At 65.9% G+C, this 22,628-nt stretch carries 17 protein-coding genes; 5 read left to right on the forward strand and 12 right to left on the reverse strand.

The window, feature by feature from the left end:
* Positions 1–5: 5 nt before the first annotated feature.
* Positions 6–605: an NfuA family Fe-S biogenesis protein gene (locus tag AC1DIQ_RS01465; RefSeq protein ID WP_121038075.1), complete on the reverse strand. Its 600-nt coding sequence runs from the start codon at positions 603–605 to the stop codon at positions 6–8.
* A 90-nt stretch (positions 606–695) separates the two neighbouring features.
* Between AC1DIQ_RS01465 and AC1DIQ_RS01470 the strand changes: the two genes are divergently transcribed.
* From AC1DIQ_RS01470 to zupT, 3 genes are all read left to right on the forward strand, one after another.
* Positions 696–1,037, forward strand: a complete 342-nt coding sequence (locus tag AC1DIQ_RS01470; RefSeq protein WP_019182889.1) for a 4a-hydroxytetrahydrobiopterin dehydratase — start codon at positions 696–698, stop codon at positions 1,035–1,037.
* Between the two features lie 4 nt (positions 1,038–1,041).
* The gene (locus AC1DIQ_RS01475; RefSeq protein WP_121038078.1) at positions 1,042–1,461 is read left to right on the forward strand and encodes an energy transducer TonB; all 420 of its coding nucleotides are present in this window, start codon (positions 1,042–1,044) and stop codon (positions 1,459–1,461) included.
* A gap of 107 nt (positions 1,462–1,568) precedes the next feature.
* Positions 1,569–2,378: a zinc transporter ZupT gene (gene zupT, locus AC1DIQ_RS01480; RefSeq protein ID WP_019182887.1), complete on the forward strand. Its 810-nt coding sequence runs from the start codon at positions 1,569–1,571 to the stop codon at positions 2,376–2,378.
* Between the two features lie 63 nt (positions 2,379–2,441).
* Here zupT and AC1DIQ_RS01485 read toward each other — a convergent pair whose 3' ends face one another.
* Positions 2,442–3,419 carry an RluA family pseudouridine synthase gene (locus AC1DIQ_RS01485; protein ID WP_026069733.1) on the reverse strand — a complete coding sequence of 326 codons (978 nt, stop codon included), beginning with the start codon at positions 3,417–3,419 and terminating at the stop codon, positions 2,442–2,444.
* A gap of 403 nt (positions 3,420–3,822) precedes the next feature.
* Between AC1DIQ_RS01485 and AC1DIQ_RS01490 the strand changes: the two genes are divergently transcribed.
* Positions 3,823–7,236, forward strand: a complete 3,414-nt coding sequence (locus AC1DIQ_RS01490) for a ribonuclease E/G (RefSeq protein ID WP_478049328.1) — start codon at positions 3,823–3,825, stop codon at positions 7,234–7,236.
* Positions 7,237–7,511: 275 nt separating this feature from the next.
* Here the strand turns inward: AC1DIQ_RS01490 and AC1DIQ_RS01495 are convergent, their stop codons facing one another.
* From AC1DIQ_RS01495 to AC1DIQ_RS01540, 10 genes are all read right to left on the reverse strand, one after another.
* Positions 7,512–8,390 carry an endonuclease/exonuclease/phosphatase family protein gene (locus AC1DIQ_RS01495; protein ID WP_478049329.1) on the reverse strand — a complete coding sequence of 293 codons (879 nt, stop codon included), beginning with the start codon at positions 8,388–8,390 and terminating at the stop codon, positions 7,512–7,514.
* A complete protein-coding gene (locus tag AC1DIQ_RS01500) occupies positions 8,390–11,572 on the reverse strand; it encodes a discoidin domain-containing protein (RefSeq protein ID WP_478049330.1) in 3,183 nt (1,060 codons plus the stop codon). The genes AC1DIQ_RS01495 and AC1DIQ_RS01500 overlap by 1 nt, the downstream gene beginning before the upstream one ends.
* Positions 11,569–12,405 carry a carbohydrate ABC transporter permease gene (locus tag AC1DIQ_RS01505; protein WP_019182882.1) on the reverse strand — a complete coding sequence of 279 codons (837 nt, stop codon included), beginning with the start codon at positions 12,403–12,405 and terminating at the stop codon, positions 11,569–11,571. Before AC1DIQ_RS01505 ends, AC1DIQ_RS01500 begins: the two co-directional genes overlap by 4 nt.
* A complete protein-coding gene (locus AC1DIQ_RS01510; protein ID WP_461770075.1) occupies positions 12,402–13,283 on the reverse strand; it encodes a carbohydrate ABC transporter permease in 882 nt (293 codons plus the stop codon). The genes AC1DIQ_RS01505 and AC1DIQ_RS01510 overlap by 4 nt, the downstream gene beginning before the upstream one ends.
* On the reverse strand, positions 13,280–14,596 hold the full coding sequence (locus AC1DIQ_RS01515; protein ID WP_226956633.1) for a sugar ABC transporter substrate-binding protein: 1,317 nt from the start codon (positions 14,594–14,596) through the stop codon (positions 13,280–13,282). Before AC1DIQ_RS01515 ends, AC1DIQ_RS01510 begins: the two co-directional genes overlap by 4 nt.
* 33 nt (positions 14,597–14,629) lie before the next feature.
* Entirely contained in the window at positions 14,630–16,243 is a 1,614-nt protein-coding gene (locus AC1DIQ_RS01520) for a glucoamylase family protein (protein WP_121038093.1), read from the reverse strand.
* A gap of 225 nt (positions 16,244–16,468) precedes the next feature.
* Positions 16,469–19,528 carry a TonB-dependent receptor gene (locus AC1DIQ_RS01525; RefSeq protein ID WP_478049331.1) on the reverse strand — a complete coding sequence of 1,020 codons (3,060 nt, stop codon included), beginning with the start codon at positions 19,526–19,528 and terminating at the stop codon, positions 16,469–16,471.
* 90 nt (positions 19,529–19,618) lie between these two features.
* Complete coding sequence (locus AC1DIQ_RS01530) at positions 19,619–20,656, reverse strand: LacI family DNA-binding transcriptional regulator (protein WP_121038099.1); 1,038 nt, start codon at positions 20,654–20,656, stop codon at positions 19,619–19,621.
* Positions 20,657–20,804: 148 nt separating this feature from the next.
* Entirely contained in the window at positions 20,805–21,074 is a 270-nt protein-coding gene (locus AC1DIQ_RS01535; RefSeq protein ID WP_121038102.1) for a BolA family protein, read from the reverse strand.
* Positions 21,071–21,370, reverse strand: a complete 300-nt coding sequence (locus AC1DIQ_RS01540; protein WP_019182875.1) for a YciI family protein — start codon at positions 21,368–21,370, stop codon at positions 21,071–21,073. The genes AC1DIQ_RS01535 and AC1DIQ_RS01540 overlap by 4 nt, the downstream gene beginning before the upstream one ends.
* Before the next feature lie 346 nt (positions 21,371–21,716).
* Here AC1DIQ_RS01540 and AC1DIQ_RS01545 point away from each other — a divergent pair, with 346 nt between their 5' ends.
* A complete protein-coding gene (locus AC1DIQ_RS01545; protein ID WP_121038105.1) occupies positions 21,717–22,625 on the forward strand; it encodes a segregation and condensation protein A in 909 nt (302 codons plus the stop codon).
* The last annotated feature ends 3 nt before the right edge of the window (positions 22,626–22,628 follow it).

Below are 22,628 nucleotides of genomic sequence, written 5' to 3' on the forward strand. Positions count from 1 at the left end.
CGGGATCAGGCTGCCGTGCCGCGGGGAATGTACGGCGCGTCGCCACTGTCGTGGTCGGTCGCATCGCGCACCGCGGTGATGCCGGGCACCCGCCCCATCAGGGTCTTTTCAATTCCCTGCTTGAGCGTGACGTCGGCCATGCCGCAGCCCTGGCAGCCACCGCCGAAGCGCAGCAGCACCACGCCATCGGCCGAGACTTCCTGCACCGCGACCTTGCCGCCGTGCGAGGCCAGCTGCGGATTGACTTCATTCTCCACCACCCAGCGCACGCGCTCGACCAGCGAGGAGCCTTCGGTCGGCGCCTCGCCCTTGATCTTGGGGGCCTTGATGGTCAGCTGCTGGCTGCCGGTGGCATTGGTGACGAAGTCGATCTCGGCGCCATCGACCCAGGCCACACTGGCGGCGGCCACGTAAAGGGTGAAGCCATCGCAGTCCACCGCCCACTCATCACCCAGCAGTTCACTGGGATCAGCGAACTCCAGACGGGCATCGGCGCGCGGGGTACCCGCATCGACGGCGGTCAGGCGCACACCCATGCCGGGCACGGCCTCACGTTCGATCAGCTTGCGGAAATAGGATTGGGCAGTGTCGGATATCTGGATCATCGGGCTATTCTAGCCAATCCCTTGTTATGCGCTCATTCGGTTTATACACCGGACCGCGCATTGTTCAGTCATCCAGATGTGGAGGAACCCATGGCCGACCTGATTCCGCTGGCGCAAGCGCACTGCGTGCCGCGCAAAGGCAGCGACCACAAGCTCGGCACCGCCCGGGTCACCGAGCTGCTGGCGCAGATTCCCGGCTGGGAGCTGGCCGAGGCCGGCCAGGCGCTGACCCGCACCTTCCGCTTCGACAACTACCACGGCACCATGGCCTTCGTGAACGCCTTGGCCTGGGTGGCCCATCGCGAGGACCACCACCCGGACCTGGGCGTGCATTACGACCGCGCCGTGGTGCGCTTCTCCACCCACGATGTGGGCGGCCTGAGCGAGAACGACTTCATCTGCGCGGCGAAAGCCTCGGCCCTGACGGAGTAAGCCCATGAAATTGCAGTACATCATGCTGTCCAGCCTTGCCCTGGCCGCCCTGGCCGGGTGCAACAAGACGCCCGCCGAACCGGCCGCCCCGGTCGCTGCACCCACCGAGGTCGCCGCGGTCAAGACGCCCCCGCCGGAGTACCCGATCGAACTGGCCTGCCAGGGGATCGGCGGCACCAGCACCTTCAAGGTGACCATCGCCGCCGATGGCCAGCCCAGCCAGGTCCAGCTCGCCAGCGGCAGCGGCAATGCCCAGCTCGACGAGCAGGCACAGAAGGCCGTACAGGCCTGGCAGTTCAAGGCGGCTACCCGCGCCGGGCAGGCGGTCTCGACCACGATCCAGGTGCCGGTCAGCTTCAACCCGCCGCAGCCCAAGCCCGACCAGTGCTTCGCGGTCGAAGAACGGCTGCGCCGCGGCGGCTGATCGTGGCGTTGTGTTGAGGTCAGCCGCCGCAAACCTCGTGCTCCCTACTTCGCGCCCCGGTGTTGTTGTCCGGGGCGCGCTGCACTTCTACAAGGACGCGTTGGCGGATGCCTGATATTTCCAGTGAAAACGTATGGATCGCCCTGGCGGTCACCCTGGCGGCCGGCCTGGCCACCGCGCTGGGCAGCCTGATGGTGCTGTTCTCGCGCCGGCCCAACCCGCGCCTGCTGGCGTTCGGGCTGGCCTTTGCCGGTGGCGCGATGGTTTTCGTCTCGCTGACCGAGATCCTCAACAAGGCGATCGACTCGTTCACCCAGGCCTATGACGCCCGACTGGGCTTCGCCTACGGCACCGCGGCCTTCCTGGTCGGCGTGCTGCTGATCGTGGTGATCGACCACCTGATCCCGAACCCGCACGAGAGTCTGGACAAGCAGGACCCGCTGTTCCGCGACAACAACAAGGCCTACATCAAGCGGGTCGGCCTGCTGACGGCGGTGGCGATCACCGCGCATAACTTCCCCGAGGGGCTGGCAACGTTCTTCGCCACGCTGGAAAGCCCGTCGGTGGGCATGCCGCTGGCCTTCGCCATCGCCATCCACAACATCCCCGAGGGCATCGCGATCGCGGTCCCGGTGTATTTCGCCACGCAGAACAAGTTCTACGCGTTCGGCGCCAGCCTGCTGTCCGGGTTGGCGGAGCCGATCGGCGCGGCGATCGGGTATGTGGCCCTGTCGGGGGTCCTCAACCACGCCACCTTCGGCTGGGTGTTCGGCATCATTTCCGGGGTGATGGTGTTCCTGGCCCTGGATGAACTGCTGCCGGCGGCCAAGCGCTACGCCAAGGGCCACGAGACCGTGTACGGTCTGGTGGCCGGCATGGGCAGCCTGGCGATCAGCCTGGTGTTGTTCAAATGGTGACGGTGCAGAGCCGGCCAGCGGCCGGCACTACCCTCCGTTCGGCACGGCGTTATCTGCCGGCGCTCACTTCAACCGGTTCAACACCTCGACGAGCTCCTCGGCGAGCGGTGCATTGATCAGGTACGGCGTCTTGCCCGCGTCCAAGGCGAACTCCAGCGAGGCCGCGTGCAGGAACAGCCGTTTCAGGCCGATCTGCTCACGAAGCCGCTTGTTGACGTCCGGATCGCCGTACTTGTCGTCACCGGCCACCGGATGACCCAGATGCTGGGCATGTACGCGGATCTGGTGGGTGCGGCCGGTTTCGATGCGGACCTCACAGTACGAATGCCCGCCCTTGCGCTCCAGCACCTTGAAGTGGCTGATCGACTCCTTGCCGATCGGATTGACCTGCACGTGCCGCTCGCCGCCCTGGCGCAGACCCACGTGCAACGGGGCATCCACGGTCATGGTGCCATCGGGCATGCGGCCGGCCAGCAGGGTCAGGTAGCGCTTGCGGATGCCGGCGCCGTGGTCTTCGCGCAGCAGCGCCTGCAGCTCGCTCAGCGCCGAGCGCTTCTTGGCCACGATCAGCAGGCCCGAGGTATCCCGGTCCAGCCGATGCACCAGTTCCAGGGTCTTTCCCGGACGCAGGGCGCGCAGCGTCTCGATCGCGCCGAAGCTGATGCCACTGCCGCCGTGGCTGGCCACGCCCGACGGTTTGTTCAGGGCCAGCAGCCGATCGTCTTCGAACACGATGGCATCTTCCAGCCGTTTCATGAATGCCGCGGGCGGACCCGCTTTGTCGCCTTCCTCGTTGAGACGGACCGGCGGGACCCGGACTTCGTCGCCGCCCTCGAGCTTGCGCTCGGCCTTGGCGCGGCCACCATTGACGCGGACCTGGCCACTGCGGACGAGCTTGTAGATCAGGCTGCGCGGTGCACCCTTGAGCTGGCCGAGCAGGAAGTTGTCCAGGCGTTGCCCGGCGCGGTCGGCCGGGACAGTGATGATACGTACGCTGGTCATGGCTTCAGCGGCTTTGGGGGTGGGCTCGGTAACGGTCATTGGCCTTTTATTCTGTTACACTCGGCAGGCGAGATAAGGGATTGATTTCGTTGGAAGTTGCTCTGGGCCAGAAGCCCGACTTCCCGCGATTCCGGCACAGTGCGCAGCCACCGCCCCCGGGGCGGCCATGTTAGCGGCTCACCGGCGGTCCCGGCCATCGCCGGATGTCTGACACGCATTCGCGCTGAACATGTCCCTGTGGCGCTCCAGCCTGGCTGAAAGCTGCCTCCGGCCCCGTTACACCCAAACCAAAACAAATGAAGCGCTCCCGCGGCCTGCCGTGGTGTTGTAGCGCTGGAAACCCAAACCGCCCTCCCCGCGCATGCGCGATGGGCGGTGAAGCGTGACCAGAAGCGAAACCCCATGGCGTTCCGCGCGGTAGCAGCGCGCGAGGAACGCAAGAATGAAGCGAATGCTGATCAATGCCACGCAGGCTGAAGAGCTGCGGGTAGCCATCGTGGATGGCCAGACGCTGTACGACATCGACATCGAACAGCCGTCCAAGGAACAGAAAAAGTCGAACATCTACAAGGGTCGCATCACGCGCCTTGAGCCTTCACTGGAAGCGGCCTTCGTCGAATACGGCGGTGAGCGCCATGGCTTCCTGCCGCTGAAGGAAATCTCCCGCGATTACTTCCAGGCCGGCGTCGACCACAACAAGGCCGGCATCCGCGAGCTGCTGCGTGAGGGCCAGGAAGTCGTGGTCCAGGTGGACAAGGAAGAACGCGGCAACAAGGGCGCTGCCCTGACCACGTTCATCTCGCTGGCCGGCCGCTACATGGTGCTGATGCCGAACTCGCCGAGCGCCGGTGGCGTCTCGCGTCGCATCGAGGGCGAAGACCGCGCCGCGCTGAAGGAAGCGCTGGACAAGCTGAACATCCCCGACGACATGGGCGTGATCATCCGCACCGCCGGCGTCGGCCGCGATGCCGAAGAGCTGCAGTGGGATCTGGATTACCTGCTGCAGGTCTGGAAGTCGATCGCCGAAGCGGCACTGACCAAGCCGGCCTCGTTCCTGATCTACCAGGAATCGCGCCTGATCGTGCGCGCCCTGCGTGACTACCTGCGCGCCGATGTCGGCGAGATCCTGGTGGACACCGAAGAGCTGTACGAGACCGCCCAGGAGTTCATGCAGCAGGTGATGCCGCAGACCCTGCGCAAGCTCAAGCATTACAAGGACGACATCCCGCTGTTCAACCGCTTCCAGATCGAATCGCAGATCGAAGGCGCGTATGAACGCAACGTCCGCCTGCCGTCGGGCGGCTCGATCGTGGTCGACCAGACCGAAGCGCTGACCGCCATCGACGTCAACTCCTCGCGCGCCACCAAGGGCAGCGACATCGAGGACACCGCCTTCCAGACCAACCTGGAAGCGGCCGACGAAGTGGCCCGCCAGCTGCGCCTGCGCGACCTGGGCGGCCTGGTGGTCATCGACTTCATCGACATGGCCTCCAACAAGCACCAGCGCGAAGTCGAGAACCGCCTGCAGAACGCGCTCAAGTACGACCGTGCGCGCGTGCAGCTGGGCCGCATCTCGCGCTTCGGCCTGATGGAAATGAGCCGCCAGCGCCTGCGTCCGAGCCTGGGCGAATCCAGCCAGATCGTCTGCCCGCGTTGCGACGGCCATGGCCGCATGCGCAGCGTCGAGTCGCTGTCGCTCTCCATCATCCGCGTGGCTGAAGAGCATGCGATGAAGGAGAACACCGGGCAGGTGCTGGTCCAGGCCCCGGTCGAGATCGCCAACTACCTGCTCAACGAAAAGCGCAGCGCGCTGCGCGAGATCGAACAGCGCCATGACGCGCCGATCGTGATCGTCGCCGATGAGCAGCTGCACACCCCGCATTACGAAGTAACCCGCCTGCGTGAGAACGAGCTGGGCGAAGAAAGCGGCAAGCCGAGCTACCAGCGCGGTACCCCGCGCAAGCTGCCGGTGCACGCGCTGACCAAGGCCCAGCTGAACATCCCGGTCGCCCCGGTGGTGACCCAGGTCAAGCACAGCCAGCCGGCCCCGGTGCGTGACGCCCCGGAACCGGAAGCCGCACCGGCCCCGGTCGCGGCCCCCGTTGCCGCCCCGGCGGCAACCGGCGTGGTGGGTTGGCTAAAGCGCATCTTCGGTGGCGAACCGGCCCCGGCCGCCGCACCGCAGCCGAGCAACCGCTCGGGCCAGGACGGCAACCGCAACGGTCGCAACAAGGATCGCAACGGCAAAGACCGCAACGGCCGCCGCGATGAGCGTGGCGAACGTGGTGGCAACGGCAATGCGCAGGCGCAGGGCCGTGGCAAGGACCGTGGTGAGCGTGGCGAACGTGGCCCGAAGGGCGAGCGCCGTGAGGAGCGCCGCCAGGACACCGCCGCACCGGCCAATGGCAATGCGGCACAGGTGCAGGCACCCGCGCAGGGCAAGCCGCGCAACGAGCAGCAGCCGGCCAAGCCGCGCAATGAACCGCGCAATGACCAGCAGCAGCCGAAGCTGAAGCAGAAGCAGGGCCAGAACGGCCAGGCCAAGCCGCAGCAGAACGACGGCGACAAGCCGGCCGTGAGCGAGAAGCCCGCGCGTCAGCCGCAGGCCGATGCACCCAAGCCGACCACCGCCGCACCGGTCGCTGCCGACGCCGCCGTGATCGCTGCGGCTGCCGTGGTCGCCACCGATGGCGCCGCGCCGGCCGCCCACGTCCAGGAAACGGCCAAGGCCGCTCCGGCCGAGGATGCACAGCTGGGCGACACCGACGCCACCGAACAGGGTGACGCGCCGGCCAATGCCGAAGACGGTACCGGCGAAGGCGCTTCGCGGCGTCGTCGTGGCCGTCGCGGTGGCCGTCGTCGTCGTCGTGGCAACGGTGAGCAGGCTGCCGGCAGCGATGGCCTGAATGGTGACGACAACGGTCTGGATGACGAGGGCGACGACCAGGACGGCGATCAGGACGGCGATACCGCCGCCCCGGCCGAGCGCCAGGTCGCCAATAACGGTCAGCCGCAGCCGGAGTTCGAGTTCGACGACGAATCCGGCAACGCGCCGGCCGCTGCCCCCGCACCGGTCCAGGCCCCGCGCCCGGCCCCGGTGGCGGCAGTGGCTGCCGCCGCTCCGGTCGCCGTGGTCAGCAGCCCGGTCGTGACCGCTGGTCATGCCGAGCCGACCCCGGCCCCGGTGGCCGCACCGGTGGCCGAGAAGGCACCGACCCCGGTCGTCGAGAAGGCCGCTGCGCCGGCCGTCGAGCCGGTCGCTGAGAAGGCCCCGGCCTCCTACAACGACCCGGTGCCGTTCGTGGAAAGCCCGAGGCCGGCTCCGGCGGCTCCGGTTGCTGCTCCGGTGGCTCCGGCTCCGGTCGCTGCTCCGGTGGCTCCGGCCCCGGTCGCTGCTCCGGCCGCCCCGGCTCCGGTTGCTGCTCCGGCAGCTGCTCCGGCAGCTCCGGCTCCGGTAGCTGCACCGGCTGCTCCGGCGGCGACCGCCCCGGCCCCGGCGGCTGCTCCGGCGGCTCCGGCTCCGGTTGCTGCTCCGGCGGCCCCGGTCGTTGAGGCCGCCCCGCAGGAAGTGAAGGAGCCGACCGTCGCACCGGTGCAGACCAGCATGCTGGATGCCGTCGATGCGACCCAGGCGCCGGCACAGCCGGCAGCCCCGCAGGCCCGCACCGAATCGGCCCCGGCCGGCCCGGTCGTGCACAACGGCCAGCTGTTCGGTTCGGCCGCCAGCGAAACCCCGGCCGCGACCAACGCCGCCGAACAGGCCGCGCAGGCCGAAGCCCGCGAGGACATCCCGACCGATGCCCCGCAGGCCGAGGAAGGCGACAAGGCCGACCAGGAAAAGAAAGACACGCTCTGATCCTGAGTGAGTGACGCAACAAACAGACAGCGGCCTTCGGGCCGCTGTCTGCGTTTGGGGGGGGATGGCGCATGCAGTGGCGTGCGTCAGGCGGTCATGATGGCGGCGCTGAGCGCATCCACGCATGTCGTGGATCTACACGGGCCATCGGATGCATCAAGGGTAGACCCACGCCACGCGTGGATCCTGCACGGAATACGTCAAGGGCAGATCCACGCCATGCGTGGAGGCAGCCGGTCGCGCGCTACGCCATCACCGATGACGCGGCGCGCGCCTCAGGGCGTCGTCGCGCCGGCGTTTCCGGTGGCCGGCGCGAACTGCAGCCGGGTCCACACGCCGTAATGATCCGAGGCCCAGCGGCCATCGGCGTACGGCTGGTCGAACAGGATCTTCGCCTCACGGGCAAGCAGTCGATCCTGCTGGAAGAAAATATGGTCGATGCGCGAGGGCGCGTCGTAGTAGTGCCGGTTGAGCGTGCTGACCTGGGCCAGTTCGTTGTTGACGTGCACGCTGCCGTAGCTGTCGCCGTAGTGATTGCGCAGCTCGCTCAGGTCCCCGGCGTCCACCAGCGCGTTGAAGTCACCCGCCACGACCACCGGCGCGTCGCCTGCGCTCTGCGCGATGAAGGCCAGCAGATCCGCCACCTGTTCTCCACGGATGCGGCTGCCGACCTCGTCCGAACGCTCGTTCAAATGCGTGGCATAGACATTGACCGGGCGACCGCCCACATCGATGCGCAGATGCGCCACGGTGCGGTAGTCGCCCAGCGGCGCCAGCAGGTGGTCGTTGCGCGACAGCACCGGCCGCCGGGTCAGCAACGCATTGCCATAGCGCTTGAAACGCCCCGGCGGATCGGTGGAGACGAACTGATAGTCGTAGCCCAGCTTGCGCGCCAGCCATGCGGCCTGGTTGCGCACGTGGGGCTTCTGGATCACTTCCTGCAGCGCGATGGCATCGGGCTTGAGTGCCTGCAGCTCGCGCAGGATCACCTGGCGGCGGGCCGGCCAGTTCTCGCGGTCGTGGTGAAGATTGAAGGTGACCATGGTCATCTCCTGCGCGGGCGCCGCCACGGTGCCCTGCGCCAGTGCCACCAGCGGCGCGGACGCCAGCACGGCGGCCAGCAGGCCGCGCATCATCATCGTCATCTGCCGCATTACGGTGCCTTGCGTTCCGCCCGGCGTACCGACGCCGGAATCTCGATCTCGACCTTGGCCGGCACCTGCATCACCCGCAGTTCGCCGCCCACCCATTCCGCCGGCTCACCATTGACGGTGGTGGCGCCAGGCTCGCCGCTGTACGGCCACGGCAGCACCACGCCACCGGCCGGCGGCACCAGGCCGGCCGACACGGTCAGGGTGAGCTGCTTGTCGTTGCGGATCAGCGCGTAGTTGAGCTGCCCGTTCGGTGTGCGCAGGCCCTGCACACCCACGCCCTTGCCTTCCAGCCAGCGCGATGGCACGCCCGCGGCCAGCACCAGGCTGTCGTCGATGTCGCGGCTGTAGGCGAACATGTCCAATGCCGAACGCACGAAGTCCGAGGCCACCCACGCATGTGGCAGGTCACCCAGGAAGAACGGTTTGCGCGGCGTGCGCGAGACCACTTCGGCCCACTGGTTCCACGGCTGCGGTGCACGGTCCTTGAAGAAGAACTCGGTCGCCTGCCAGGCGCGGTCACGCCAGCCCAGGCGCACGAAGGCGGCCACGTTGCGCCACTCGTACGGGGTGTAGTCCTTCCACTCGCGCTTGCCATCGCGGCGCGCTTCGAACTCGCTCCAGTAGCGCTCGAAGGTGTTGTTCAAGTACGGCTGCGGCAGGCGCCCCTGCTCGCCGGCCGGCGCCAGTGCGATGGTGGTCGAGGTGGCATCGAAATCGCCCAGTTCGGCTGAACCGGGCAGATAGTCGATCTTGTGCTGCGCGGTCGCCGCCAGCAGCGACGCCTGCAGGTCGTCACGGAACTGATCGCGCGATTCACTGATCTGCAGCGCTTCGGCCTTGCCCAGCGTGCTGGCGATGATCGCCGCGTCCTTGTAGCCACGCAGCGCCCAGAAGTTGTCCCAGTACGAATGCATCGGCTTGGCCGAATACCCTTCGTGACTGATCGAGACCGGCATCATCCCGTAGAAGGCGGGGTTGCGCGCGCGATTTTCTTCGGTGCGCTCGCTCAGGCGCAGCTGCTCCATGTACTGGTAGGCGCCCTGCACATGCGGCCACATCAGCTCCAGGAAGGTGGAGTCGCCGGTGTAGCGCCAGTACTCGGCGATGTTGAAGATCAACTCGCCGTGGCTGTCGTTCTCCGGTACCGGGTCACTGCCGCGCGAGTCCACGCAGCACGGCACCTTGCCATTGTCGAACTGATAGGGCGCATACCAGTTCACGTACTGGCGCACCGCATCACTGCGGCCCATGCGCAGCAGGCCTTCGGAAATCATCGCGCCATCGCGGATCCAGCTGCGCGAATACGAACGCGTGCCCGGCTGCAGGCTGGGGCCGATGCGCGAAATCAGCATGTGCGCCAGCGCGGTGCGCAGCGTATCGGCCAGCGGCTTGCCAGCCGCGGGGACCTGCAGCGTCACCTGGTCCAGTTTGGTCCGCCACATCGAAGCGACCTGCTGCTGCGCCTTGGCCGCATCGAAGGCCTTGGGCATCGCCCAGTTGCCGGTCTGCGGCAGCACGATGGCGACCTCGCGGCTCTGGCCAGGCTCCAGCTTCCAGCGGTACAGCAGCGCACCCGAGGCCAGGCCGGTGCTGTCCTTCACTTCGGTGGTGCCTGGCAGCTTGCCGCTGGCCAGGTGGACCACGTCGAACTTGCTGTCGAACGCGGTGGCGAAGGCCGCATCCGGTGCCTGTGCCGGGTACAGGCGCGGCGTGCCGTTGACGTCGACATGGGTCGGGTCGAAGGACAGGTTGTCGATCCGGCTGACGCCGCCGACGGTATTGAGGAACTGGGTCGGCGGGTTCACCTGCCATGGGCGCACGGCCAGGGCCAGGGTGTACTCGTGGGCCACCTTGTCCGGGTTGCGCAGGGTGTAACGACCGACCAGCTGCGCGTTGTCCGGCGTGCCCTGCACGAAGCCGGTCACCTGCAGGCCAGCCTTGTCGTGGGTCCAGCCGACGTTGGCGATAGGCAGGTAATCGTCCTGCAGCGCTTGGCTGGTTTTTACGTCGGCCCAGCTCAGCAGTTTGTTGTCGACCAGCACGAACGGTTCGACGCTGAAGCTGGACTTGGCCACTTCCAGCGCACCGTCTTCGCCGATCAAGGCCTGCTCGCGACCGCCATCCAACCCGAGCAGCGTCCAGTACGGCTGCTCGCCGGTGAAGCCACGTGGCACCGAACCGCGTGGCAGGTCGGCACCGACCGAGCGGACGAAATCATTCGGGGTATCGGCGAACTCGAGCGGCTTGAGCGTGATATCGCGGATACCGTAGCGCCAGCTCGGGCCGCCCTTGAGGTCGAAGCGCAGGTAGCGCGCTTCCGTATCCGGCAGCGCCAGCCAGTCGCGGCCACCGCCGCCGGCGGTCACCTCGCGCAGCGTGTTCCAGCTGCGCCCATCGGCCGAGGAACGCACCACGTAACGTGTGGCCTCCAGCCCGGGCAGCCATTCGATCACCGCCCCGCCAAACTCGCGCACCTTGTGCAGGTCCAGGCTGATGGTCTGTTCGGCCACACCGCCGCTGATCCAGACCGTGTCCGGCTTGCCATCGACGATGCGGTTCTGCAGCGCGGTGGCGGTATCGGCGATCACCGAGGGGCTCAGCGAAGATGTATCGGCCGGCGGCAGGCCCTGCAGCGTGAGCCGGTCGAAACAGACCGTGCCCTTGCCACCGACCTTGCTGTAGATCGTGAACTCCATCGCAGCGCTGCGCTTGAGCGTCTTGTCCGTCTCCGGGCCCCAGGCCTTGTCGATCTGGCGCTTGCGGTACTGCACCGGCGTCCACGCCTTGGGGAACGCATAGCCGGGGCGATTGACCCACCACACGTTGTCGCCACTGGCATCGATCAGCTTGAACTGCAGATCGTTGGCGGGGGAATCGCCACGCAGCTGGAAGCCGAACTGGTAATTCTCCGGGTACTGGATGCCCAGCTCGCGGCGTATGCCGACATAGCCGGACACGTTGTGGAAGTCGTAATCCACACACAGCGCGCGGCCACCGCCACTGCCGGCCACGCTGCGCAGCGAGCCGCTGACCTGATCGGAGACGACCAGCTTCCACGGGGTCATGTCATCGAAGCTGTCCAGCACCTTGGGTGCGGGCAGCACCGGCGTCGCCGGCGGTGCGGCCGAGGCCGCCAGTGACCAGACCAGACCCAGACCCACCGCGACGACGGCATGCTTCACCCTTTGACACTCCCCAGCAACAGACCTTGGATGTAATAACGCTGCAATGCCAGGAACAGCAGCAGCACCGGAACCACCGTGACCACCGCGCCGGCCATCATCATTTCAACGTCCATGATGTGCTCGCGCGAGAGCGTGGCCAGGGCCACCGGGAGAGTGTAGTGCTCCTGGTCGGTCAACACGATCAAGGGCCACATGAAATCGTTCCAGGCCGCCATGAAGGTGAAGATCGACAGGGTCACCAGCACCGGCTTGAGCATCGGCAGCACGATCTGGAAGAAGATCCGCAGCTCCCCTGCCCCGTCGATGCGGGCCGCTTCGAGCAGCTCATCCGGGATCGAACGGGCGTACTGGCGCACCAGGAAGATGCCGAACACGGTGGCCAGCGCCGGCACGATCACGCCACCGAAGTTGTTGACCAGGCCCAGCTGCTTCATCAGCAGGAACAGCGGCAGCATCGCCACCTGCGCCGGGATCACCAGTGCGGCCAGCAGCAGCTGGAAGATGCGCTCCCGGCCGGCGAAGCGCAGCTTGGCGAAGGCGTAGCCGGCCATGGTGTTGAGCAGCAGCGAGCCGAAGGTGATGGCCAGCGACACCATCAGGCTGTTGACGAAGTTGTTGGCCATCCCGGTGCGCGCGAACAACTCATGGTAGTTCGCGGTGGTCAGCGAGGACGGCAGCAGCGGCGGCGGGAAATGCGCCGCCTCGCCGGTCGGCATGAACGACACCGACAGCATCCACAACAGCGGCGCCAGGCTCAGCGCGGCAAGCACCAGCAGGCCACCATTGACCCACCAGGCATGCCAGCGCGATTGACCGATTTCACGACTCATACCAACTGCCTCTTGCGGCCGAAACGCAGCATGACGCTGGTCACGCCCAGGATGATCAGGAACAGCAGGAACGCCACCGCGGAGGCGCGGCCCAGGTTCCACCACTTGAAGCCTTCTTCGAACATGAAATACAGCACGCTGACCGTGCTCTGCAGTGGGTCGCCACGCGTCATCACGTAGGGCTCGGCGAACAGCTGGAAATAACCGGAGACGGTGATCACACCGACCACCAGCAGCACCGGGCCCAGCATCGGCAGGGTGATGTGCAGGAACTGCTTCCAGCGCGAGGCACCGTCGATGCGCGCGGCCTCGTACAGGTCATGCGGGATCGCCTGCAGGCCGGCCAGGAAGATCACCATGTTGTAGCCGAAGTTCTTCCACACCGCGAACAGCATGATGGTCGGCATCGCCCAGTTCGGGTCGCCCAGCCAGTCGATCGGGCTGATGCCCAGATGGCCCAGGCCGTAGTTCACCAGGCCGTAGCTGGTATGGAACAGGTAACGCCAGATCACCGCCACCGCCACCAGGGTGGTCACCACCGGGGCGAACAGCGCGGTACGGAACAACGCCTTGAAGCGGGCGGCCGGCGCGTTGAGCAGGATCGCCGCGCCCAGCGATACCGCGATCGACATCGGCACGCCGACGATCACGAAGTAGGTGGTATTCCACAGCGACTTCCAGAACATCGGGGTCTGCAGCAGATCGATGTAGTTGCCCAGGCCGACGAAACGCAGGTTTTCGCCATCGGCCAGTGCGTACAGATCGAAATCGGTGATGCTCAGCGCCAGCGCCGAGAACACCGGCAGGCCGAAGAACACCGCGATGACCAGGATGGCCGGGCCGGCAAACATCCAACCGGCAAGCGAACGCTGCTTCATGGTGCCGCCTCCGTTGCGACCGCACTGGAGTGCTGCTTGTCGCTTACGCCAGACGAGTCCTGGCGGTGCTGCTCATGCATCCAACGGCGTTTGGCGAGGACCTTGTCCACGCGCTTGTCCAGTTCTTTCACTGCTACGTCCTGATCCATGCCACCACGCACCACCTGTTCGGTGATGATCCGCATTTCCTGCACGATGCGCTCCCACTCCAGCACCTTCGGCGTGGGCTTAACCCGCTCGAGCTGATCGCGGAACGGCTGCGCCAACGGGTCGTTGGCCAGCGAGGGGTATTCCCAGGTGCTGCGCCGTGGCGGCAGGTCACCGATGATCGAATGGAAACGCTCCTGGATCGCCGGGCGCGACAGGAACTCGATCAGCTTCCACGAGGCTTCCTTCTGCTGCGAAGAACGGAAGATCACCAGGCTGGTACCCCCGGCGATGCCGGCGCCGGGGCCGTCCGGACCCGGCAGCGCAGCGGTGCCCCACTGCCCCTCCAGCGCCTTGGGCTGCAGCTTCTTGAACTCGCGGATGTTCCAGGGGCCGGACACGTAGAACACGTTGAAGCCGCGGAAGAACTCATCCCAGACGTTGGAGATCTGCGTCTCGGACATGCGCGGGGCCCAGCCCTGCGCGAACATGTTTTCGTAGAAGCCCAGCGTCCTGCGGAAGCCGGGGCTGCTGAAGTTGCCACGGGTGTCATCGTCACGCAGCAGCGGATCGGGCTGCTGCAGGGCGAAGGACAGCTGCTGCTCGAACTCGTTGATCGGCATCAGCACCGCATAGCGGTTCGCGCCCTGCATCTTCTTGATCGCCGCCATCATCTCGTTCCACTCGCCCCAGGTACGCGGCGGGTGGTCATAGCCGGCCTTGGCCAGCATGTCCTTGCGGTAATACAGCAGGCGCGTATCGACGTACCACGGCACGCCGACCAGTTCGTCATGGATGACGTTGGTGTCCCAGATGCCCTGGAAGTAATCGGCCGGGTCCACCACCTTGGACTGCGCCACATAGGGCTGCAGCGGGGTCAGGGTGTTGAGCTCGGCGAACTCGGGAATCCAGGTGTTGCCCAGCTGGCACACATCCGGCAGCCCGTCGGCCGCGAATGCGGTCAACAGTTTTTCATGCGCGGCCGTCCACGGGATGTTCTGGACATCCACATGAATGCCCGGGTTTTCCGCTTCAAACTCGCGGATCAGGCCGGTGACCACTTCGGCCTCGCGGCCCATCGCCCAGAAACGCACGGTGACCCCTTCCGGTTCTTTCCGGCAGGCACTCAACAACAGGCTGCCGACCAGCAGCAGCAACAGACTCAACCCCAGCTTCGGGCGCGACGACGATGGCACTGCTTACTTCCCCTGCTGCTGGTTGCGGTTCGAATTGGAATTGTTCTTCTGTTCCTGGGCGGCCGCCGCGCGCGATTCGGCGATGCCGACCGAGCGGGCCGAGGCCGCCTTTTCATCTTTCTGCAGTTCCATCGGCTGATCCTCGCCTTCCGGAGTCAACCAGCCACCACTGAAGCCGGCACGCTCCAGACCCTTGCGGATATGGGCGTTCTTCTTCATCACATCCCAGACGAAATCGTTCCGGTAGTTGGCGATCATGGTCAGGATCGGACCTTGGTCGATACCGATGTAATCGCTGGCCACCCAGCCGCGATCCGGCACCAGGCGACCGGTCTTGATCGGGATGTCGTAGTTGAAACTCGGGTTGAACGAATCCAGGAAGCCGTAGCTGGAATAGATGTAATCGCCATAGCGCTTGTGCATCTCCACCGCGGCCGGGATGACTTCTTCCGGCGCGAACACGATCGAGGCGATCGCCGCGGTCGGCGCGATGGTGCCGTCATCGAAGTTCTCGCGCAGGCCGGCGCCGCGCGAAGAGTAATGGCGGAACTGGCGCTGCTCGCCCCGGTATTCCTGGGTGGTGTTCTGCGGACCGTCGCTGGCGGTCAGGCCCCATACGTTCTGGCCGTAATCCTTCCAGTTCATCGGGTTGGCGATCGCGTACTCGCGCTGCGCCAGGGCGGCCGAACGGCTGTTGAGGAAGTAGGTACTGCCCCGCTCGCGCATGTAGGCATCCTGGATGTCGCGGAAGTCCACCCACACATGCGTGTACTGGTGGCCGAACAGCGGGCCGAAGGACAGGTATTCCTGGCCCTGGTAGACGCCCCAGTCGTTGTCGTAGGTACGCGTCCAGACCGTCCAGGCGTCCGGGCTGACCGGGTGGGTGGGCGAGCCGAGCGCGAGGATGTAGACCATCATCGCCTCGTTGTAGCCCATCCAGTCGTGGTCGATGAAGCCGCTTTCCGGGAACCAGCCCATCGAGATCAGCGGCGCGCGCTGCTGCAGCCACGGCCAGTCCACGCGCTTGTACAGCGTATCGGCGATCTCGCGGATCTCTTTTTCGCGCGCGTCGTCACCGTCGTAATAGGACTGCGCGAACAGCACGCCCATCATCAGCAGCGCGGTATCCACGCTGGACAGTTCCACCCAGCTGTCATAGCGGCGGCCTTCCTGCATGTCCAGGAAGTGGTAGTAGAAGCCTTTGTAACCGCCCTTGCCGGTGCGCTGCGGACCCATCGGCAGGTCGCGGAAGAACTTCAGCGTCAGCAGGGTGCGGTCGATCGCCTGGTTGCGGCTGACCCAGCCGTTCTCGATGCCGATCGGATAGGCGGTCAGCGCATAGCCCACCGAGGCGATGCTGGCGAACGGGCGCGACGGATAACGGTCCGGGCTGAGCCCGTTGACCTCGTTGGTGGTATCCCAGAAGAACTGGAAGGTGCGGCGCTCGATATCGTCGAACAGCGGCGGCAGCTCCGGCTTCATCGGCCGCGGCGGCACGTCCGCCTCGACCAGGATCACGGGCGGCTTGGGCTTGGCCGGCTCCTGCTGGGCCTGCGGCTGGCAGGCAGCGACGGCGAGACTGATCGTCGCGGCGGTCAACAGGTGGCGTGCCTGCATGGGCCAACTCCTTCTACAGTGTTCGTGACTGGGAAGCATAACGTCCAATGACCTGAAATCGTTTACAGAACGCGGCCTAAAAAAACCACGCAGGCGTGGTCCAAAGCCGCGGTCATTGCCCAGGCCGCTGCCACCCTCCGTGGCACCGGCCTGGACAATGGACTGGCCCGAGGGCCAGCTATTGCCATGAAACCGGCCCCGTCCGAAGACGGGGCCGTTGTTGCATCAGAAGCGGAAGCCAACTTCTGCCTTGACCTGACGCGGCGTACCGATGATGTCGCCGGTCTCGTTGTAGCTGGCCTGCAGCTTGCCGTTGGTCTTGACGTAGTTGTAGGTGGAGAAGTTGTCGAAGTTGAACACGTTGATGATGTCGATACGCGCGTACAGCTCGGTATCGCCCGCCATCTTGAACGTCTTCGTCGCCTGCAGATCGACCGAACGGTAGCCGAAGATCTTGCCACCCAGCAGGAACTTGCCATTGGCGTTGGGCACCGCGGCCTGCGGCGTCGGCAGGTCGTAGCCGCTGGCCTGCGGCACGCCGTACCAGTCGTTGACGGCCGTCGGGGTGGCCAGGGTGACCTTGCCGCCGAAGGTGATGCCCCAGAAGCCCGCGTACGAACCGGTGACCACCAGGCGGTGGCGCGGCGCGCCGTTGGAACGGATGGTCGGGTAGTCCTCGATCAGGCCGCGGTCGAACGCGTACTTCTCGTTGATGTCGCGGTTGTGGCGCGCGGTGGTCCAGGTGTAGGCCACCGAGGTGCCCCAGCCGCTTTCCTGGGTGAACGGCTTCTGCGCCGACAGCAGGACCTGGGTCGCACGGGTCTTGATGCCCTGCTGGCCGATGATCAGGCTGCCGAAGCCCGGCACGTTGCAGCTCCAGGCCTGGCTCAGGCCCGGGTCGGTGCCGCCGCACAGGCGCGGGTCATCGAAGAACTGGCCGGTCGGGTAACGGTTGCCCAGGGTGAAGGCGAACCCGTCGTAGCTCAGGGTGCGGGAGATGGTGGCATCGGTCAGCCACTCACCCACCTGGTTGCTCATGCCGAAGCTGAACTGATCCGAGTACGGCACCTTGAGGTTGTTGTTCAGCAGATCGACTTCCAGACCGGCATTGCTGGTCGAGCCGACCAGGGTCTGCAGGTTGCCGATCCCGTTGAGCAGGTTCGGGTTCCAGTCGTAGCAGGCGGCCTGGCCGTTGATGCAGGTGCCGGTCGACGGGTTGCGGAAGTAGATGGTCGGCTGCGGCAGGGCCAGCTTGGTGGTTTCCAGCTGCAGGTTGTCGAACAGGTCGCGATCGTACGAACGACCGGCACCACCGTGGAACACGTGCTGCTCGTCGGCGTTGAGGTCATACGAGAAGCCCAGGCGCGGCTGCCAGGCATCCTTGAACGCCTTGCGGTTTTTGCCGGTGCTGATGTAATCGCCGATGTTCAGGCCACCCAGCGCCAGCGAATCGGCGTAGGTCTGGCCAGCGGCCGCGCGCGGATCCTGCGAGTAGATCGCGTCGACCACCTGCTGCGGGGTCACGAAGTCCAGGTAGGACGGCGTCTTCTCGTAGTCCCAACGCAGGCCGAGGTTGAGCTGCAGGTGGTCGTTGACCTGCCAGTCGTCCTGGATGAACAGGCCGATCTGCTTGGACTTCGAACGCACTTCGCCCGACACGCCCGACACGCCGGTCACCGGCTTGACGAACTGCGCCTTGTACGGGATGGAATCCGGGAAGTCCGGATCGCCCAGGGTGTAGGTGAAGGTCGGGTTGATCTGCGCAGCATCGGATGCGTACAGGTCGATCTGCTTGTACTTGGCGCCCATCTTGATGGTGTGGTCGCCCGCCCACTGGATGCCATCCAGGGTCAGGTTGTCTTCGATCGACCAGCCCTTCTGGCCCTTCACCTGCGAATCCAGCGCCGATGCGCCACCGATCTTCACCACGGTGCGGTCTTCGGTGCCGTCCGGCGCGGTGTAGGTGATGCCGTTGGCCAGGGTCAGCGGGGTCGGGTTGTTGAACGAATCTTCGTGGGTGACCATCAGTTCGTTGTAGTAACGCTCGCCGCTGTGGTTCCAGCGCAGGGCGTAACGACGGTCGGTGTTGACCACTTCACGGCCGGCTTCCGGCGCGGTCTGGCCGCTGAACTGCGACTGGGTTTCATCGCGGTCCTGGAAGGTCAGCTCGATGCGATCGTTGTCGGTCGGCTCGAAGTCGACCTTGGCGAAGATCAGATCCTGCTGGAACGGCTGGCTGGCCGGGCCGAGGCCGGCGGCGCCTTCCGGCGGCAGCAGGGCGGCAGCTCGGCCGACCGCGCCGTCAGGCGCGATGGTGACCGGCAGGTCGAAGCGCTTGGCTTCATAGGTCACGAAGAAGTGGGCCTTGTCTTGGATGATCGGACCACCCAATGCAAAACCGTATTCCTTCTCGGCCGATGCCTCTTTCGTCTGGCCAGCCTGACGCTCGGCCGGGGTCTTGGCGCGCATGTCTTCGTTGGTGTAACGGTAGAAGGTTTCACCCTTGAACTCGTTGGTGCCGGACTTGGTGGCCGCGGTCACGGCCGCGCTCGACACCTGGCCGTACTCGGCCTTGTAGTTGCCGCTGATGACCTTGTATTCGCCGATCGCCAGCTGCGGGAACGGGTTGCCGGCGCTGCCGGACTGGCCGGCCACGCCGCCGCCCTTGACGTAGCTCTTCTGGCCCACGCCGTCGATGTAGACGTTGGTGCCGTCGGAGTTGGTGGCACCGCCGCGCAGGGAGGTGTTGCCCTTGGCATCACGGGTGAAGATCAGGCCCGGCACCGCGTCGGCGAATTCCAGGAAGTTGCGCGACACCTGCGGGGTGGTCTGGATCTGCTGCAGGCTGACGGTCTTGCCCACTTCGGAGGTACGCACTTCCTGCAGCAGGGTCGGTGCAATGACGTTGACCGTGTCCAGGTTGGTGGCGTTGGCAGTGCTGCCGTTGGCCGGCGCGCCGCTGAAGTTCAGGGTCGCGGTGGAGGCCACGGTGACCGTCACCTTCTGCGTCTGGCCATTGGCCACCACGTTGTAGGTGCCCGGGTCCAGGCCCATCAGCGAGTAGCTGCCATCGGCACGGGTGGTGGCGCGGCGCACGGTGCCGCTGGCCACGTTGGTGGCGGTGACTTCGGTGCCGGCGGCAGCCTCGGCGACCTGGCCGCGCAGCGACGAGGTGGCCGACTGCGCCATCACGCTCGGGGCGGCGCCCAGCATCAGGCAGGTGACCAGCGCGCTGGACAACAGACTGCGTGCGGGCGCGCGGTTGCGGTGATTGGAATACGTCATGTAACTCTCCGGGTGGTGGTGGCCGTCTTTGCGGCCCCTGTCGTTTTATGTGGTGCGTTTTTTTAGGGCGTCACGACCAACGGTCGTGACCTACTGCTGGGTTCTGGCTTTGCTCGAATCACGCACGATCAGGGTCGGCACGAGCGTCTGCTTGTCGCCGGCCCCTTCTGTGTTGTTGCCATCCATCAACTGCAACAGGCGCGTCGCGGCCTTATCGCCGAGGTCGGCGATACTCACCTGCATCGTTGTCAACGATGGGTGAACGAAACGTGCCAGCGGAATGTCATCGAAACCCGCCAAGGCGACATCGGCCGGCACCCGGACACCTGCCTGCGCGAACGCATACAGACACCCCAGCGCCATCATGTCGTTGGCGGCGAACACCGCATCGGGCAGCGTGCCGGCTGCCAGCAACTCCTGTCCGGCGCGATGGCCGGAAGCTTCGTCAAAGTCACCGGGCAACTCGATCCCTTCGGCAGCATCGCCGAAGGCCGCCAGCGCATCGCGGAAACCGCGCAGGCGCTCACGGGCGTCGTAGTTGAGGTCCGGACCGGAAATGAAGGCGATGCGCCGATGCCCGACGTCCAGCAGGTGACGGGTCATGGCCATCGCGCCGGCATGGTCATCGATGCTCAGCACCGGATGATCCTGCTCGGGCAGATACGTGTTGATCAGCACCGTGGGCAACGACTGCGGCAGGTTGTCGGTCAGGAAGCCGGGGCTCTCGGCATACGGCGAAAGCACCAGCAACCCATCGACACGACCGCGCATGGCCCGCAGGGCCGCGCCCTGCTGCTCCTGGTCACCGTGGTAACTGGACACAAGCAGATGCTGGCGACGCTCGCGGGCCACCCCATCGATGCCACGCATCAGTTCGGAGAAGAATTCGCCATAGAGATCGGGCAACACCACGCCAATGGTGTTGGTCCGTCGGCTGCTCAGGCTCCGGGCCGCTGCATGCGGGGTGTAGCGCAGTCGCGCTGCCACCTCCAGCACCAGCTTGCGCACGGGCTCGGCAACATTTTCATGGCCATTGAGTGCGCGCGAGACCGTGGCAACAGAGACACGGGCTTCACGGGCGACATCTTTGATAGTGATCGCTGCCTTGTTCACTTCGCCGCCCTCCACGGCTTAGAGATCTGGGCTTGGCGCGGAATGTAAGCGTTTTCAAACCCGAATGTAAACACTACGTTAGCCTCATGTCGTACGGCGGTAACCAAAAGCTGTCCATGTCGGCCCCTTTCGGGACTGGCCAGGACAAGGCGGGACAAGGGTTTCAGCGGTTTTTGACCGGTGTCTCGGCACGGATGGACAACGCGTGGATATCGGTCTCCATCATCGTTCCCAGGGCCGCATAGACGGCCCGATGGCGCGCCAGCGGGAGCTTTCCTTCGAAGGCTGCGCTGACCACGTGCACCTTGAAGTGCCCCCGGCCGTCACGCGCGCCCTCATGGCCGGCGTGGCGGTGGCTGTCATCCTTGACCTCCAGCAGTTCCGGATCCAGTGCCTGCTGCAGCGCCTGCCGGATGCGCTCGACCCGGTTCATGGCAGGACCTTGCGGAACGGACGCACCTGGACGCGCACGTAGACGCCCGCCTCTACATACGGATCGGCGGCGGCCCAGTCCTGGGCGTGGGTCAGCGAATCGAACGCGGCGATCACCACGCTGCCACTGAAGCCGGCCGGGCCGGGATCTTCGCTGTCGATGGCCGGGCACGGGCCGGCCAGCAGCAGCCGTCCTTCGTCCTGCAGGGCCTGCAGCCGGGCCAGATGGGCCGGGCGCGACGCCAGACGGGCGGCCAGCACATCGGTGCCGTCATAGCCTTCAATCACATACCACACGGGCAACTCCGAGGTCTTGTTGAATCAATCCCGGGCATTCTAGCGGGGCTGGCTGGACACTGGCGCGGCAACCCCGTAGTCTTATGTCCATTGCACGTGGCTGGATGCAGCGCCCCGTCGGCAACCGGCTCCACCGCCAGCCGACGACCGATCCACTGCCCCACACCAGCACACGTAGACGACCTCCCCGTAGTTCTGTCGCTGCCCATCGCGGCGCGCCTTGCTGTTTGAAGTGTGGAATCGCGCCGACCCAGGCGTGTCATGGCTTGCCATCCTGCCGCCCGGGACCGTTCCGGACGCTGGCATGGTGCGGCGACCGGTCCGTTGCAATACTGACGTCTATTTGATGACTGCCGAACTCGCGCCCGACGCGAACCCGCCAATCCGAGTGCCCGCCCCACAGCAGCAGGAAATGCCGCTGGCCGTGGTGCATGGACAGCCGGTCCTGCAGATTCCGCAGGACCTGTACATCCCGCCGGACGCGCTGGAAGTCATCCTGGATGCGTTCGAGGGTCCGCTGGACCTGCTGCTGTACCTGATCCGCCGGCAGAACCTGGACATCCTGGATATCCCGGTCGCCGAGATCACCCGCCAGTACGTCGAGTACATCAACGTCATGCAGGAGCTGCGCTTCGAACTGGCGGCCGAGTACCTGGTGATGGCGGCGATCCTGGCCGAAGTGAAGTCGCGGATGCTGTTGCCGCGGCCGCCCAGCATCGAGGGCGAGGAAGCCGATCCGCGCGCCGAGCTGGTGCGCCGGCTGCAGGAGTACGAACGTTTCAAGCAGGCCGCCGAGGACATCGACAGCCTGCCCCGCCAGGACCGCGACACCACCGTGGTCCACGCCTTCGTCCCTGACCGCGCGGCCGTCAAGCTGCCGCCGCCGGTGGATCTGAAGGAAATGCTGATGGCGCTGCACGACGTGCTCAAGCGCGCCGAGCTGTTCACCGGCCACGCGATCAAACGCGAGGCACTGAGCGTGCGCCAGCGGATGGGCGACGTGCTGGGTCGTCTGGAAGACGGCAGGTTCTACCGGTTTGAAACGCTGTTCACCGCCGAAGAAGGCAAGCTGGGGGTGCTGGTCACCTTCCTGGCCCTGCTGGAACTGGCCAAGGAACAGCTGCTGGACATCGTCCAGGAAGCTCCGCTGGCGCCGATCTACGTCAAGTCCCTGGCCGCCGGCAACACCAACGAACCGCTGCAGTTCAACAGCGAGTTCGACGACAACGACGCCGCCGCCAACGAATCCGACTGAGCA

The organism is Stenotrophomonas sp. 05L413, from assembly GCF_056397945.1.